Source organism: Palleronia pelagia (assembly GCF_900110115.1).
GTDB classification, from domain to species: Bacteria; Pseudomonadota; Alphaproteobacteria; order Rhodobacterales; family Rhodobacteraceae; genus Palleronia; species Palleronia pelagia.
On the sequence record NZ_FOCM01000001.1, the window covers coordinates 272055 to 286958 of the forward strand.

The 14904-nt window shown below is 66.4% G+C and carries 16 protein-coding genes; 8 read left to right on the forward strand and 8 right to left on the reverse strand.

What is annotated here, in order from left to right:
• Positions 1-35: 35 nt before the first annotated feature.
• The 3 genes from BMX96_RS01340 to gloB form a co-directional block, all read right to left on the reverse strand.
• Positions 36-995, reverse strand: coding sequence for a M23 family metallopeptidase (locus BMX96_RS01340; protein ID WP_091843428.1), 960 nt, complete (start codon positions 993-995; stop codon positions 36-38).
• 1 nt (position 996) lies between these two features.
• Complete coding sequence (gene clpA / locus BMX96_RS01345; RefSeq protein WP_091843431.1) at positions 997-3321, reverse strand: ATP-dependent Clp protease ATP-binding subunit ClpA; 2325 nt, start codon at positions 3319-3321, stop codon at positions 997-999.
• 175 nt (positions 3322-3496) lie between these two features.
• A complete protein-coding gene (gene gloB, locus BMX96_RS01350; protein WP_091843434.1) occupies positions 3497-4261 on the reverse strand; it encodes a hydroxyacylglutathione hydrolase in 765 nt (254 codons plus the stop codon).
• A gap of 66 nt (positions 4262-4327) precedes the next feature.
• Between gloB and BMX96_RS01355 the strand changes: the two genes are divergently transcribed.
• From BMX96_RS01355 to BMX96_RS01390, 8 genes are all read left to right on the forward strand, one after another.
• A complete protein-coding gene (locus BMX96_RS01355) occupies positions 4328-5092 on the forward strand; it encodes a class I SAM-dependent methyltransferase (protein ID WP_091843437.1) in 765 nt (254 codons plus the stop codon).
• Positions 5093-5342: 250 nt separating this feature from the next.
• Positions 5343-5903 (forward strand): F0F1 ATP synthase subunit delta, encoded by a 561-nt coding sequence (locus BMX96_RS01360; protein ID WP_091843440.1) that lies wholly within the window; start codon positions 5343-5345, stop codon positions 5901-5903.
• A complete protein-coding gene (gene atpA, locus BMX96_RS01365; RefSeq protein WP_091843442.1) occupies positions 5904-7442 on the forward strand; it encodes a F0F1 ATP synthase subunit alpha in 1539 nt (512 codons plus the stop codon).
• A 22-nt stretch (positions 7443-7464) separates the two neighbouring features.
• Complete coding sequence (locus tag BMX96_RS01370) at positions 7465-8346, forward strand: F0F1 ATP synthase subunit gamma (protein WP_091843445.1); 882 nt, start codon at positions 7465-7467, stop codon at positions 8344-8346.
• A gap of 21 nt (positions 8347-8367) precedes the next feature.
• On the forward strand, positions 8368-9789 hold the full coding sequence (atpD, locus tag BMX96_RS01375; protein ID WP_091843447.1) for a F0F1 ATP synthase subunit beta: 1422 nt from the start codon (positions 8368-8370) through the stop codon (positions 9787-9789).
• Positions 9790-9842: 53 nt separating this feature from the next.
• Positions 9843-10280 carry a F0F1 ATP synthase subunit epsilon gene (locus tag BMX96_RS01380; protein WP_091843451.1) on the forward strand — a complete coding sequence of 146 codons (438 nt, stop codon included), beginning with the start codon at positions 9843-9845 and terminating at the stop codon, positions 10278-10280.
• Positions 10281-10392: 112 nt separating this feature from the next.
• Entirely contained in the window at positions 10393-10695 is a 303-nt protein-coding gene (locus tag BMX96_RS01385; protein ID WP_236736918.1) for an H-type lectin domain-containing protein, read from the forward strand.
• A gap of 82 nt (positions 10696-10777) precedes the next feature.
• A complete protein-coding gene (locus tag BMX96_RS01390) occupies positions 10778-11647 on the forward strand; it encodes a hypothetical protein (RefSeq protein ID WP_139209917.1) in 870 nt (289 codons plus the stop codon).
• Here the strand turns inward: BMX96_RS01390 and BMX96_RS01395 are convergent.
• The 5 genes from BMX96_RS01395 to rimM form a co-directional block, all read right to left on the reverse strand.
• Complete coding sequence (locus tag BMX96_RS01395; RefSeq protein WP_091843461.1) at positions 11644-12453, reverse strand: division plane positioning ATPase MipZ; 810 nt, start codon at positions 12451-12453, stop codon at positions 11644-11646. The two genes, BMX96_RS01390 and BMX96_RS01395, sit on opposite strands and share 4 nt — an antisense overlap.
• Positions 12454-12660: 207 nt before the next feature.
• Positions 12661-12882 (reverse strand): 50S ribosomal protein L31, encoded by a 222-nt coding sequence (rpmE, locus tag BMX96_RS01400; RefSeq protein WP_073128704.1) that lies wholly within the window; start codon positions 12880-12882, stop codon positions 12661-12663.
• Positions 12883-12893: 11 nt separating this feature from the next.
• On the reverse strand, positions 12894-13283 hold the full coding sequence (gene rplS, locus BMX96_RS01405; RefSeq protein WP_073128705.1) for a 50S ribosomal protein L19: 390 nt from the start codon (positions 13281-13283) through the stop codon (positions 12894-12896).
• 264 nt (positions 13284-13547) lie between these two features.
• Positions 13548-14366 (reverse strand): tRNA (guanosine(37)-N1)-methyltransferase TrmD, encoded by an 819-nt coding sequence (gene trmD / locus BMX96_RS01410; RefSeq protein WP_091843465.1) that lies wholly within the window; start codon positions 14364-14366, stop codon positions 13548-13550.
• Positions 14359-14871, reverse strand: a complete 513-nt coding sequence (gene rimM, locus BMX96_RS01415) for a ribosome maturation factor RimM (protein WP_073128707.1) — start codon at positions 14869-14871, stop codon at positions 14359-14361. The genes trmD and rimM overlap by 8 nt, the downstream gene beginning before the upstream one ends.
• Between the last annotated feature and the right edge of the window lie 33 nt (positions 14872-14904).

Here is a 14904-nt window from a genome sequence, read left to right on the forward strand (position 1 = left end):
GGATGACTTGTCTCTGCGTAAGCGGGGACCCCGCTCTAGTCCAACGCCGCGTCGACTTCCACCTGGTCCACGGGGCGCCCGTCGCGCAGCAATGTCGCCGTTCCGGTCACGCGGCCCCTGGGCCAGCCGCCTTGGGGCGCGCGCTTGCCCACCGCGCGGAACAGTTGTGCCTGCGTGCGATCCAGCGCCACGTCCTGCACCAGGATCGGCCCGTCCGCGGCGGCCAGCGATAGCTTCAGCACGTCACCCGCGCGCGCCCCGAAAAGGTAAGCCCAAAGCACCACCGGAGCATCGCGGCCGAGATCGCGGGTGGCGGTTCCCGCCTTGATCGAGTCGTAGTCCGGCACCGCGTCGCTGAAACCCGCGGCGATGATCCCGCCCGGGCGATAGGCGGGGGGATCGGACCAGAGCGTGGCGTCCGGGGTTTCGCCGCAGCGTGCCTCGCCGCCGGGCGCGAAGGGGTCCACGACCTCACTGTCGCGTCTGACCGACAGGTGAACATGGGGGAACGCCGTCTGACCGCTGAGCCCGACCTGACCCAGTCGCTGGCCGGCCGTTACGGTGGCGCCTTCGATGACGGCGATCGAGCCAAGTTTCAGGTGGCAGTACTGGGTTTCCCAGCCATCGCCGTGATCCAGCACGACGCCGTTGCCGCATTCGCGCCCGGTCACGTCCGAACCCGCGCCGCTGCCGGCCGTACGGTCTGCCATGCCATCGCGCGTCGCACGGACAAGGCCCGGCGCCGCCGCGACCACGTCGACCCCTTCCTCCATCATCGCGCGCGACGGGAGCGCGAAATCGGTGCCCTTATGGCCGTCATAGCTGAGCGAACCGCAGGTGAAATCGCGGGCACCGGGGCCCGGATCCGTGTCGACATATTGCTGAATGTAACACGCCGCCGCCGGATCGCAGTCCAGCGGCGGCGTCAATGTCAGCTCCTGCGCGTGGAGGGGCAGGGCGCAGGCCAGCGCGGCCGGAACGAGGCCGCGCCGCATGTCAGTCGGCGGTCAGAAGCGGCGGCTTCTTCGAGCCGAGGCGCCGGGTTTCGGGCGGATCGATCCGAAGATCGATCTCGCCGTCCTTGACGCCCACCTGCACGACGCCGCCCTTCGCGAGCTTGCCGAACAGCAGTTCCTCGGCCAGCGGCTTCTTGATGTGCTCCTGGATGACGCGGCCCAGCGGACGCGCGCCCATCTTGTCGTCGTAGCCACGATCGGCCAGCCACTCGGCGGCGGGCTTCGTCAGCTCTATGGACACGTTGCGGTCCATCAGCTGGGCTTCGAGCTGCAGCACGAATTTCTCGACGACTTGCAGAATGACCTCTTTCGGCAGGGCGCCGAAACTGATCACCGCGTCCAGGCGGTTCCGGAACTCGGGCGTGAAGGTCCGCTCGATCGCGGCGGTATCCTCGCCCTCGCGGCGGTCGCGGCCGAAGCCCATGGCGGATTTCGACATCTCCGCGGCGCCCGCGTTCGAGGTCATGATGAGGACCACGTTGCGGAAGTCGACCGCGCGGCCGTTGTGATCGGTCAGCTTGCCGTGGTCCATCACCTGCAGAAGGATGTTGAACACGTCCGGGTGCGCCTTCTCGATCTCGTCCAGCAGCAGCACGCAGTGCGGGTGCTGGTCGACGCCATCGGTCAGCATGCCGCCCTGGTCGAAGCCGACATAGCCCGGAGGCGCGCCGATCAGGCGGCTGACCGCGTGCTTCTCCATGTATTCCGACATGTCGAAGCGCAGCAGTTCCACGCCCAGCGTATCGGCCAGCTGCTTGGCGACCTCGGTCTTGCCGACGCCGGTGGGGCCCGCGAACAGGTAGTTGCCGATGGGCTTTTCCGGTTCGCGCAGGCCCGCGCGGCTGAGCTTGATCGCCGACGAAAGCGCCTCGATCGCAATGTCCTGGCCGAAGACCACGCGCTTCAGCGTGCCCTCGAGATCCTTCAGCACCGCCGCGTCATCCTTGCTGACGTTCTTCGGCGGAATACGGGCGATCTTGGCGACGACGGCCTCGATCTCCTTGGTGCCGATGGTCTTGCGCCGCTTCGATTCGGCCACGAGATGCTGGGCCGCGCCGGCCTCGTCGATCACGTCGATGGCCTTGTCCGGCAGCTTGCGGTCGTTGATGTAGCGCGACGACAGTTCCACCGCGGTCTTGATCGCGTCGTTGGTGTACTTGATGTCGTGGTGATCCTCGAAATACGGCTTGAGGCCGCGCAGGATCTTCACGCTGTCTTCGACCGAAGGCTCGGTCACGTCGATCTTCTGGAACCGCCGCGACAGGGCGCGGTCCTTCTCGAAGTGCTGTCGGAACTCCTTGTAGGTGGTCGAGCCCATGCAGCGCAGCTTGCCGCCCTGGAGCGCGGGCTTCAGCAGGTTCGAGGCGTCCATCGCCCCACCCGAGGTCGCGCCGGCGCCGATCACGGTGTGGATCTCGTCAATGAACAGCACGGCGTCGTCATGATCCTCCATCTCGGACATGACGGCTTTCAGCCGCTCTTCGAAATCGCCGCGATAGCGGGTGCCCGCCAGCAGCGCGCCCATGTCGAGCGAGTAGATGGTGGTCTTCGACAGGACTTCGGGGGTCTGCCCCTCGACGATCTTCTTGGCGAGACCCTCGGCAATGGCCGTCTTGCCCACGCCGGGATCGCCCACCAGAAGCGGGTTGTTCTTGCGGCGGCGGCACAGCACCTGGATGCAGCGCTCGACCTCGTGTTCGCGGCCGATCAGCGGGTCGACCTCGCCCTGCTGCGACTTCTCGTTCAGGTTCACGCAGTACTTTGCCAGCGCGGATTCCTTGCCGTCGCCGTCCTCGACCTGGGTGTTCATCTCCTCTTCCGATTCCGACGACCCGGTGATCGGGCGCGGTTCGGAATGGGCGGCGTCCTTCGCAACGCCGTGGGCGATGTAGTTCACCGCGTCGTAGCGGGTCATGTCCTGTTCCTGCAGGAAGTACGCGGCGTTGCTTTCCCGCTCGGCGAAGATGGCGACGAGCACGTTGGCACCGGTCACCTCGGTCCGGCCCGAGGACTGGACGTGGATCGCGGCGCGCTGGATCACGCGCTGGAAGGCGGCGGTCGGGACGGCCTCGGAGCCCTCGACCTCGGTCACGAGGGTCGACAGGTCGTCCTCGATGAATTCCACCAGGGTCTGGCGCAGTTCTTCCAGGTCGACCGAGCAGGCGGTCAGCACCTTCGCCGCGTCCGGCTCGTCGGTCAGCGCGAGGAGCAGATGCTCCAGCGTGGCGAGCTCGTGGCGGCGGGTGTTGGCTAGCGCCAGGGCTGCATGAATGGCTTGCTCGAGCGTGTTGGAGAATGACGGCACGAGGGTGCTCCTTTTATTGGGCGGGCGCTGCGAGCGGGCCACAACGCCACCGTGACCTCATAGGATTAAAGCTTGGTTGTTTGTGCCAAGGCTTCAAGGTTTTTCTTTGTCGCATCGGTCACAAAATCGGGGACTGCGCGGATGCGGCTCAGCGACGGCTTACGAATGCGGCAGTTCAGAAATCGTCCTTGCGGGACCGGATTTCCGCGAACACCGCCGCATCGTCTGACTGTTCCATAGATAGGGCCTGTTTCACCGCGTCCAAGTGGGCGCGCAGGAACGGATTGGTGGCCTTCTCGTCGCCGAGGTTCGAGGGCACGGTGGGCCGGTTCTCGGCGCGCGTGGCCTCGATCCGCAGCACCCTTTCGCGCAGCACGGTGTTCTCGGGTTCGATGGTCAGCGCGAAGCGGCCATTGGTCATCGTGTACTCGTGGCCGGAGTAGACCGTGGTGTCGTTCGGCAGCTCGAGGAACTTCTTCAGGCTGCCCCACATCTGCTCCATCGTGCCCTCGAACACCCGGCCGCATCCCAGCGCCATCAGGCTGTCGGCCGTGAAGGCGGCCTTCTGCGCGGGCATGATGAAGGCGACGTGGTTGATGGTGTGGCCCGACACGTCCCAGACCTGCACCTCGTCCGCACCGAAGGTGAAGCTGTCGCCGTCGTTCACCGCGCGGTCCAGCGGCGGCAGGCGGTCGGCATCCGCGCCGCAGCCCGTGACCGTGAGCCCCGGGAAGGCGTCGCGCAGGCCGGGCAGACCGTCGACATGGTCGAAATGGTGGTGGGTGATCCAGACCTCGTCCAGCCCCCAGCCACGGTCGTTCAGCGCGGCGACGATCGGCGCCGCCTCGGGGGCGTCGACCACGGCGGTGCGGTTTCCGTCGTGAATCGCGAAGGCGTAATTGTCTTCCCGGCAGGGAATTGTCAGGATTTCGGTGGGCATGGTGCAGGCTCCGGGATCTGGGTCTTGCGTCTGCCTTGGAGACTAAGGCGCGCGAAGGGGCCGACAATGCATCTGGACGTCCGCGATCTGCGCAGTTTCTACTATCGCACCGCGCTGGGGCGTGCCGCGCAGAAGGCGGTGCGCGACCAGGTGGTGCGCATGTGGCCCGTCGCGCGGGGCGAGTCGGTGGCCGGCTTCGGCTTCGCGGTGCCGGTGATGCGCCCCTACCTGGCGGGGGCGCGTCGGGTCATCGGGCTGATGCCGGGGCCGCAGGGGGTCATGCCCTGGCCCGCGGGCCAGCCCAACGTGTCGGTCCTGTGCGAAGAGACCCTGTGGCCGGTGCAGACCGGGCAGCTCGACAAGCTGATCCTGCTGCACGGGCTGGAGACGTCCGAGAACGCCCACGCCGTGCTGCGCGAATGCTACCGCACGCTGGGACCGGGGGGCAGGGCGCTGTTCATCGTGCCGAACCGGGCGGGCCTGTGGTCCAGCAACGACCGCACGCCCTTCGGCTATGGCCGGCCCTATTCGCTGGGCCAGCTCGAGGCGCAGCTGAAGGATTTCGATTTCATCCCCCTGCGCCACGCCGCCGCGCTGTTCCAGCCGGCCACGGATCAACGGTTCTGGATGCGCGCCGGCCCGCTGCTGGAACGGGCGGGGCGGTCGATCACCGGGCGCTTTGCCGGGGGGGTCCTGATGGTCGAGGCCAAGAAGCAGGTGCCCGCGCGGGCCGGGGGCACCGGCGTGGCCGTGCGCCGCAAGAGCAGGGTGCTGGAGGGTTTGGGCGGTCCCGCGCCCGAGCCCGCGCGCAGCGTGGGTGGCATGCCCTGAGCCCGGACGGCCCGCGGGTGCGAACAGGATCGGCACAGGCGGCTTTTCCTGCCCGGAAAGGATGCTAAAACCTTGACCAGACCCGTTCGTCGGCGATCACGATGGCGTGGATTGACCGGTTGCGGGGGGGCGGGGGCTCTGCTAGAGCAAGCCCGATTTTGATGCGCGCCGCGCCCTGGCGCCGGAAACCATCGCGTCTCGCAAGGCTCCGGCGGCTGGGTGAGGTGCGCAATACATCGAAAGGGTTGACGTGTCCGAACCAGCTTCGATCTCAACCGGCATTGCCGACCGCTATGCCACCGCCATCTTCGAGCTTGCGCGCGACGAAGGCGCGCTGCCCCAGATCAAGGCCGATTGCGATACGCTGGCCGGCGCCCTGGACAGCTCGGAAGATTTCCGCGACCTGATCCATTCGCCGCTCTACAGCCGCGAACAGCAGCAGTCCGCGATCGCCAAGCTCGCGGAGCAGATGGGTCTGCACCAGATCACCGGCAACACGCTGAAGCTTATGGCCTCCAAGCGCCGTCTGTTCGTGCTGCGGGCGCTGATCTCGCAGCTTCGCGACATGATCGCCGAGGAAAACGGCGAGGTGACCGCCGACGTGACCGCCGCCGCGCCGCTGAACGACGATCAGCGGGCCGCGCTGGCCGAGACCCTGAAGAAAAGCGTCGGCCGCGACGTGAACATCAATCTGAGCGTCGATGAAACTCTCATCGGCGGTCTTGTCGTCAAGGTAGGCTCGAAGATGATCGACACCTCGATCCGCTCGAAGCTCGCCGCTCTCCAGAACACCATGAAAGAGGTCGGATAAATGGGCATCCAAGCTTCCGAGATTTCTGCGATCCTGAAGGATCAGATCAAGAACTTCGGACAAGAGGCCGAGGTGGCCGAGGTCGGCCGCGTGCTGTCGGTGGGCGACGGTATCGCGCGGGTCTACGGCCTGGACAACGTCCAGGCGGGCGAGATGGTCGAATTCCCGGGCGGCATCCAGGGCATGGCGCTGAACCTCGAAACCGACAACGTCGGCGTCGTGATCTTTGGCTCGGACCGGGACATCAAGGAAGGCGATATCGTCAAGCGCACGAACTCGATCGTGGACGTGCCCTGCGGCGACGCGCTGCTGGGCCGCGTCGTGGACGGCCTGGGCAACCCCATCGACGGCAAGGGCCCCATCGAGGCGACCGAGCGTCGCGTGGCCGACCAGAAGGCTCCGGGCATCATGCCGCGGAAATCGGTGCACGAGCCCATGCCGACCGGTCTGAAGGCCATCGACGCCATGATCCCGATCGGCCGCGGCCAGCGCGAGCTGATCATCGGCGACCGCCAGACCGGCAAGACCGCCGTGGCGCTGGACGCCATCCTGAACCAGAAGAGCTACAACGACGCCGCCGGCGACGACGAGAGCAAGAAGCTCTACTGCGTCTACGTGGCCATCGGCCAGAAGCGTTCGACCGTGGCGCAGCTGGTCAAGAAGCTCGAGGAAACCGGCGCCATCGATTACTCGATCGTGGTGGCCGCCACCGCGTCCGAGCCCGCGCCGCTGCAGTTCCTGGCGCCCTACGCCGCGACCGCGATGGCCGAGTTTTACCGCGACAATGGCCGCCACGCGCTGATCGTCTACGATGACCTGTCGAAGCAGGCCGTGGCCTATCGCCAGATGTCGCTGCTGCTGCGTCGCCCGCCGGGCCGCGAAGCCTACCCGGGCGACGTGTTCTACCTGCACTCGCGCCTGCTGGAGCGTTCGGCCAAGCTGGGCGACGACTACGGCAACGGGTCGCTGACCGCGCTTCCGATCATCGAGACCCAGGGCGGCGACGTGTCGGCCTTCATCCCGACCAACGTGATCTCGATCACCGACGGCCAGATCTTCCTGGAAACCGACCTGTTCTACCAAGGCATCCGTCCCGCCGTGAACACCGGTCTGTCGGTGTCTCGCGTGGGGTCGTCGGCCCAGACAAACTCGATGAAGTCGGTTGCCGGTCCCGTGAAGCTGGAGCTTGCCCAGTACCGCGAGATGGAAGCCTTCGCGCAGTTCGGCTCGGACCTCGATGCCGCGACCCAGCGCCAGCTGAACCGCGGCAAGCGCCTGACCGAGCTGATGAAGCAGCCGCAGTACTCGCCGCTGACCAACGCGGAAATCGTCTGCGTCATCTTCGCCGGCACCGAAGGGTACCTTGACGATGTGAAGGTCAGCGACGTGGGCCGGTTCGAGCAGGGCCTGCTGAACCACATGCGCACCAAGCACAAGGACGTGCTGGACTGGATCACCGACGAAGATCCGAAGATCAAGGGCGATGCCGCCGACAAGTTGAAGTCTGCCCTGGACGCCTTCGCCAAAGACTTCGCCTGATTGTCCTTAAAGGGAAAGCACAATGCCTAACCTCAAGGATCTGAAAAATCGGATCGACTCGGTCAAATCGACCAAGAAGATCACGAAGGCCATGCAGATGGTGGCCGCCGCGAAACTGCGGCGGGCCCAGGAAGCTGCCGAGAACGCCCGGCCCTATGCCGAGCGTTTCGACGCGGTGATGGGTCAGCTGGCCGCCAGCGTCGGCGACAGCGAAACCGCGCCCAAGCTTCTGCGTGGCACGGGCAAGGACGATACCCATCTGCTGGTCGTGATGACGGCTGAGAAGGGGCTTTGCGGCGGGTTCAACACGAACATCGTCAAGAAATCGATTGTCCGGATCAAGCAGTCCCTCGCCGATGGCAAGACCGTCAAGATCATCACCGTCGGCAAGAAGGGCCGGGATGTATTGCGCCGTCAGTATCGCGATCACCTGATCGACCACGTGGACCTGACAGAGGTCAAGCGTGTCGGCTACGGCGACGCGCAGGACATCGCGCGCGGCATCCTGAAGCGGTTCGACGCCGATGAGTTCGACCGCTGCTTCATCTACTATGGCGAGTTCGAGAACGTCGTTTCCCAGCACCCGCGCGAACAGCAGGTGATCCCGGCGACCTTCGACAAGCCCGAGGAAGACGCCGACGCCGGCCAGACGCTCTACGATTACGAGCCGGGCGAGGAGGAGATCCTGGCGGACCTCCTGCCGCGCGGCGTGGCCACCCAGATCTTCGCGGCGCTGCTGGAAAACGCCGCGTCCGAACAGGGTGCGCGGATGACCGCGATGGACAACGCCACGCGCAACGCCGAGGACATGGTCGAGGACCTGAATCGCGAATACAACCGCACGCGCCAGGCCGTGATCACCAACGAGCTGATCGAAATCATTTCGGGCGCCGAAGCGCTCTAAGACGAACCGGAGAAACCAAAAATGGCACAAGCAAAAGGCAAAGTGACCCAGGTCATCGGCGCCGTCGTCGACGTCCAGTTCGACGATCACCTGCCCGAAATCCTGAACGCGCTGGAAACCGACAACAACGGCAAGCGCCTGGTCCTGGAAGTCGCCCAGCACCTCGGCGAAAGCACTGTCCGTACCATCGCAATGGACGGCACCGAGGGTCTCGTGCGCGGGGCCGAGGTGGTCGACACCGAAAGCCCGATCATGATGCCCGTTGGCGACGCGACCCTGGGCCGCATCCTGAACGTCATCGGCGAGCCGGTGGATGAAGGCGGCCCGGTCGATGCGACCGAGACCCGCGCCATCCACCAGCCGGCCCCCGAATTTGCCGCGCAGTCCACCAGCTCGGACATCCTGGTGACCGGCATCAAGGTCATCGACCTGCTGGCGCCGTATTCCAAGGGCGGCAAGATCGGCCTGTTCGGCGGCGCCGGCGTGGGCAAGACCGTTCTGATCATGGAACTGATCAACAACATCGCCAAGGTGCACTCGGGCTATTCGGTGTTCGCCGGCGTGGGCGAGCGGACGCGCGAGGGCAACGACCTTTACCACGAGATGGTGGAATCGAACGTCATCAAGCCCGACAACCTGTCGGAATCGCAGGTGGCCCTGGTCTACGGCCAGATGAACGAGCCGCCGGGGGCCCGCATGCGCGTCGCCCTGTCGGGCCTCACCCTGGCCGAGCAGTTCCGCGACCAGTCGGGCACCGACGTTCTGTTCTTCGTCGACAACATCTTCCGCTTTACCCAGGCGGGCTCCGAGGTGTCGGCGCTTCTGGGCCGTATCCCTTCGGCCGTGGGCTACCAGCCGACGCTGGCCACCGATATGGGCGCCATGCAGGAGCGGATCACCTCGACCAAGGCTGGCTCGATCACCTCGATCCAGGCCGTGTACGTGCCTGCGGACGACCTGACCGACCCCGCGCCGGCCACGACCTTCGCCCACCTCGACGCCACCACCGTGCTGTCGCGCTCGATCTCCGAGCTGGGCATCTACCCGGCCGTGGACCCGCTCGACTCGACCAGCCGGATCCTCGATCCCGGTGTCGTCGGCGAAGAGCACTACAATGTTGCGCGTGACGTGCAGGGTATCCTGCAGCGCTACAAATCGCTCCAGGACATCATCGCCATTCTCGGCATGGACGAGCTTTCGGAAGACGACAAGCTGACCGTCGCCCGTGCCCGGAAGATCCAGCGTTTCCTGTCGCAGCCCTTCGACGTGGCCAAGGTGTTCACCGGGTCCGATGGCGTGCAGGTGCCGCTGGAAGAAACCATCTCGTCCTTCAAGGCGGTGGTGAACGGCGAATACGATCACCTGCCCGAAGGCGCCTTCTATATGGTCGGCGGCATCGACGACGTGAAAGCCAAGGCCGAGAAGATGGCCTCCGACGCCTGATCCTGCGGGGGCCGGTTCCGGCCGGCTCCGCCATCTGACACAGAGGACGAGACATGGCCGATACTTTGAAATTCGACCTGGTCAGCCCCGAGCGGCGCGTGGCCTCAATGCAGGTCACGGCCGTGCGCCTTCCGGCCACCGAAGGCGACATGACCGCCATGCCCGATCATGCGCCGACCCTGACCACGCTGCGTCCGGGCGTTCTGCACGCTGAGGGCCCCGACGGCACCGTTGAATTCGTGGTGACCGGCGGCTTCGCCGAGATCGGCGCCGAGGGCGTATCGGTCCTGGCCGAGGAAAGCCTTCCTCGTGACGAGGTCACGCAAGAGACGATCGACCGCATGGTCGAAGAGGCAGCGAAGGCCCACGCCAAGGCCAAGGACCAGTTCGACAACCAGCCCGGCCCCGTGGACGACGCGGCCAAGCTGCTGTCTGACATGGTCGCCATGGGCGAACATATCGGCCTGTCTCCCAAGCAGCCGTCGCTGTAAGCGGCGAGCGTCGCGGGCCACGCCACCGTGGCCCGCCCGTCGCCCCGTTGTCGCGATCCCGCGGATGAGGCGCTTTTCACTCCATAGCATCGGCATTCAGTCCGGACAGAAGATGCTATTCTCGGATTTCGCGCATAGCGGTCCCATGTGGACGGGCGAGGGGCCGCGCGAAGTGACCCAGCCGGTCGTCTTCGTCGAGCCCTTCCTCGAGGCGCCGCACGTCATGGTGTCGGTGGCGCTGTGGGACATCGACAGCGCGACGAACATGCGGGCCGATATCTCGGCGCAACGGGTGACGCCGGAGGGTTTTTCCATCGTCTTCAAGACCTGGGGCGACTCGCGCCTGGCGCGCGTGCGGGCCGATTGGACCGCGATCGGCGCCGTCGACGATCCCGAGCTCTGGGACGTGGATTAACCTTAAAGGCACCGAATGCCATATCTTGGCCGCTTTGCCGCGTTACATCACGGCAGGTTCCAAGCACGGCAGGCCATTTCCGGTGTCATTTACCACCGCCCTTCGACGACCCTCCATTCCGCATCTCGCCATTCTCGCGACGTGTCTCAGCCTGTTTGGCTACCTGATCACGGGATACTACGCGGCGCAGGATGCCGCGGCGCGGAAACTGGCGTTGCGGAACGCGCCGCCCGCAACCGTTTCGGTCGTCAATTTCGAACCCGCTCGCGATACCGGGCTGGCGCGCGAGGTTTCGATCCGCGCGCAGATCGACACCTCCTTCGCCATGCGGCGGCCGATGATGTTGTACGGCCAGGCCGTTCACGCGCTGATCGTCCCCTTGCTGGCGCCGGATGCCATGGTGTCGGCCAAGGCCGATCTGATTTTCGGCTATACCGTCATTCCACTGCGCCGCGGCGAATCCGATAGCGAGGCGCTGCGCCGCGTCCTGCCCGAGACCGAGCTGGAGGGCCGCTATGGCCCCATCGTTTCGCTGGCCGGTCAGCGGCTGAGCCACCCGCGGCTGGCGACCCGCATCGCGAAACGGATCGCCCTGTGGGGCCGCGACGCGGTGCGCCAGGGACCGATGATCCTGCCCTTCGAAGGCCCACGGGCAACCGCCCTGTCGAGGGTGCCGCACAGCAACTTCCGCCAGTTCTTCCTGTGGCTGACCTTCGCCGGCATCACGGCATCGGCGGTCCTGCTCCGGGCGCAGTCCCAGATCGCACGTGACCGGCGGTTCTCGCGGGTCGACCGTCACAGGGCCTGGTCGAAGGACGTGACCTCGGCCAAGGGGGCCCACAGCTTCGTGCCGTTAATCGAGCAGGAAAGCCTGGGCCGCAGCCCCGACAAGGGCGAGCGGTCCGGCCCGGCGGCAATTTTGCAGCGGATCTGGCCGCTGCGCGGACGCTAGAAGTCGATCTCGACGCCCGGCAGGTCCAGCGCCTTCAAAAGGTCGCGCACCTCCTGCCGGGCGGCGACGTTGGACAGGTTCATGCCGCCCACGCCGACATCGCGCAGGTCCAGCAGCGTCAGGCCGCGGGGAAACAGCTCGCGGAAGATCACGCGCTCGGAAAAGCCGGGGGCCACGCGGAAGCCGATGCGCTTGGCGAGGTTCGTCAGCGCCTCGCCCATCTTCTTTTTGTTGTGCATCTGCTGCGCGCCCACGCGGTTGCGCACCACGATCCAGTCGATGGGCTTCAGCCCGGCCCGCGCCCGCAACTGGCGGGCGTTCCAGACCATTTCCGAGTAGACCGACGGGCCGAGGATCTTGTTTGTGGTGCCGTCCACCCGGGCCAGCAGGTCGAAATCGACGAAACTGTCGTTGAGCGGCGTGATCAGCGTGTCGGCCAGCGAATGGGCCACCTGGCTCAGGCGGGTGTGCGAACCGGGGCAGTCGATCAGGATGAAGTCCACGTCCTCCTCGAGCCCCGCCACGGCGGCCGAGAGACGCCGATCGTGTATGTTCTCGCCCGGCTCCAGCGCGTCCTGCGCGATGTCGGGCAACTGGCGAAAGCTGGGGGAGGGCAGGTCGACACCCGACTTCGCGATATAGGCCAGGCGGTTTTCGACGTAGCGACCCAAGCTCTGTTGCCGCAGGTCGAGGTCCAGCGCGCCGACCCGGTGCCCCATGCGAACCAGGGCGGTGGCCACGTGCATCGAGGTCGTGGACTTGCCCGACCCGCCCTTTTCGTTCCCCACAACGATAATATGCGCCATGTCCGCCCCTTGCCCGTGCCCGTCGTCCGGTTGTCCCGGTTTGGCGCGACTATATGGGCGCCCGCCGCCCGTTGGAAGCGATGCGGGGCGCGGGGAGGCACCATCGTTGCGTTAATGATGCCCGATTGCCCCGCGCTGCCACGGGGCCGCAACGAAAAACGCCGCCCCGGTCGGGGGCGGCGTCGTAATCTCGAAAAGGCGAAAGGCTCAGAAGCCCAGGCCTTCGTACTTCTTCTTGAACTTCGACACGCGGCCGCCGGTGTCCATCAGGCGGGTCGAGCCGCCGGTCCAGGCCGGGTGCACCGAGGGGTCGATGTCCAGCGCCAGCTGGTCGCCTTCGCTGCCCCAGGTCGAGCGCATCTGGACCACGTCGCCGTTGGTCATCTTGACGTCGATGACGTGATAGTCGGGATGGGTGTTCTTTTTCATGGGGCTGCTCCTCAGGCTTCGGCGCCGCGGCCCTTGGGGGCGCGATAGTTGGTGACCTCGGCGATACGGGCGGATTTGCCGCGACGCGCACGCAGGTAATACAGCTTCGACCGGCGAACCTTGCCGCGACGCACCACGGTGATGCTGTCGATATTGGTCGAGTGCAGTGGGAACACGCGCTCGACGCCTTCGCCGAAGCTGATCTTGCGAACGGTGAAGCTGCCCGCGATGCCGGCGCCGTTCTTGCGGCTGATGCAGACGCCTTCGTAGGCCTGCACGCGGGTCCGCGTGCCTTCCGTCACCTTATAGCCGACGCGGATGGTGTCACCCGCCTTGAAATCGGGAATGTCCTTGCCAAGCTCGGCGACTTGCTCGGCTTCGAGTTGTGCGATCAGATCCATCCGAAACGCTCCTTCATGATGTGCCCGCGGTTTTTCCGCGAAGATATGCGCTGCGCGAGAGCTCTGGTCTTCGTCCCGGGTCCATGGCGCGGTATCGGCCCGCGCGATGCCCGCCAGAGGTCAGGCCGCTTTCCTTTCCGAACTGTCCCCCTGGAACCCGCATCGGCCGAAGGTGCCGGAGCCACAGGACAACAGGCCCGACGACTCGATCCGAGCCGCAGACAGGCGCGGTATAGGGGCAGTGGGTCGTGGGATCAAGCCCGCTCAGGCGTCGTCATCGCCCTTGTTCGCAAGGTACGCGGCCCAGAGATCCGGACGCCGTTCGCGGGTCAGGCGCTCGGCCTCGGAGTGCCGCCAAGCGGCCACGCGGCCGTGGTGGCCCGAGGTCAGGACCGCGGGGATGTCGCGCCTGTTCCAGGTTGCGGGACGGGTGTAATGGGGCGCCTCGAGCAGGCCGCGCGCGAAGCTCTCCTCCTCGGTGCTGGCCTCGTTGCCCAGCACGCCGGGCAGCAGGCGCACCGTGGCGTCGATCATGGCCTGCGCTGCGATCTCGCCCCCGGTCAGGACGAAATCGCCAAGGCTGACCTCCTCGATTTCCCATTCGTCCAGCACCCGCTGGTCCACGCCCTCGAACCGGCCGCAGAGCATCGTGAGGCCCCGTGCCGCGGACCAGCGGCGGGCGGTGGCCTGGTCGAAGGGTTTGCCGCGCGGGCTGAGATAGACGATGGGCCAGGCGGCCCGGTCCATGGGCGCCCCGCGCATGGCGTGGCGCAGCGCGCGGTCGACCACGTCGGCGCGCAGCACCATGCCCGCGCCGCCGCCCGCGGGCGTGTCGTCCACGTTGCGGTGGCGGCCCTCGCCGAAGGGGCGCAGGTCCACGGGGTGAAGCTGCCACACCCCTTCCTGCAACGCGCGGCCGGTCAGCGACGCCCCCAGCACGCCGGGAAAGACATCGGGGAACAGGGTCACGACGCGGGCGTGCCAGGCATCCTTCAACACCGGGCGTTCGCCCATCAGCTCGGACGGGCGGCGCGAGGCCGTGACGCTGACCCGACCGTGGGACCGGCTGGGGGCATCATTCATCGGGGAACAGCCCGTCGGGCGGGTCGGCGACGATGCGGCCCGCCGTCACGTCCACCGTGGGCACCGCCTGCCGCGTGAAGGGCAGCAGCACGGTATCCGACCGGCCCTTCAGCGCGATTTCCAGCAGGTCCGACGCGCCGTGGTTCAGCACGGCCTTCACCCGGCCAAGCGCGGTGCCGCCGGTATCGACCACCGAAAGGTTGATCAGATCGGCGTGGTAGTATTCGTCGTCGTCCGGGGCCGGGAGCCTGTCGCGCGGAATGTAAAGCCGCGTGCCCTTCAAGCTCTCGGCGGCCTCCTTGCTGGTGACGCCTGAGATGCGGGCGGCGAAGCCGTTCTTGATCGGGCGGTCGAGCGTCACGTCGAAGCTGCGCGATCCGTCCTCGGTGGTCAGCGGAGAATAGTCGCCGATGGCGTCGGGCTCGGCGCAGAAGCTTTTCAGCCGCACGTCCCCGCGCACGCCGAAGGCGCCCGCGATCGCACCGACGCAGACACGTTCACCCATGGATCACTCCGGGGAAGGGATGGGGGCGGTGTG

Excerpts from the sequence above, each read along its gene's own strand:
- rpmE (WP_073128704.1), bottom strand. The coding sequence starts at position 12,882 with ATGAAAAAGAACACCCATCCCGACTATCACGTCATCGACGTCAAGATG.
- BMX96_RS01385 (WP_236736918.1), top strand. The coding sequence starts at position 10,393 with ATGCTATTCTCGGATTTCGCGCATAGCGGTCCCATGTGGACGGGCGAG.
- BMX96_RS01355 (WP_091843437.1), top strand. The coding sequence starts at position 4,328 with ATGCATCTGGACGTCCGCGATCTGCGCAGTTTCTACTATCGCACCGCG.
- gloB (WP_091843434.1), bottom strand. The coding sequence starts at position 4,261 with ATGCCCACCGAAATCCTGACAATTCCCTGCCGGGAAGACAATTACGCC.
- BMX96_RS01370 (WP_091843445.1), top strand. The coding sequence starts at position 7,465 with ATGCCTAACCTCAAGGATCTGAAAAATCGGATCGACTCGGTCAAATCG.
- rimM (WP_073128707.1), bottom strand. The coding sequence starts at position 14,871 with ATGGGTGAACGTGTCTGCGTCGGTGCGATCGCGGGCGCCTTCGGCGTG.
- atpA (WP_091843442.1), top strand. The coding sequence starts at position 5,904 with ATGGGCATCCAAGCTTCCGAGATTTCTGCGATCCTGAAGGATCAGATC.
- BMX96_RS01340 (WP_091843428.1), bottom strand. The coding sequence starts at position 995 with ATGCGGCGCGGCCTCGTTCCGGCCGCGCTGGCCTGCGCCCTGCCCCTC.
- BMX96_RS01395 (WP_091843461.1), bottom strand. The coding sequence starts at position 12,453 with ATGGCGCATATTATCGTTGTGGGGAACGAAAAGGGCGGGTCGGGCAAG.
- BMX96_RS01380 (WP_091843451.1), top strand. The coding sequence starts at position 9,843 with ATGGCCGATACTTTGAAATTCGACCTGGTCAGCCCCGAGCGGCGCGTG.
- trmD (WP_091843465.1), bottom strand. The coding sequence starts at position 14,366 with ATGAATGATGCCCCCAGCCGGTCCCACGGTCGGGTCAGCGTCACGGCC.
- rplS (WP_073128705.1), bottom strand. The coding sequence starts at position 13,283 with ATGGATCTGATCGCACAACTCGAAGCCGAGCAAGTCGCCGAGCTTGGC.
- atpD (WP_091843447.1), top strand. The coding sequence starts at position 8,368 with ATGGCACAAGCAAAAGGCAAAGTGACCCAGGTCATCGGCGCCGTCGTC.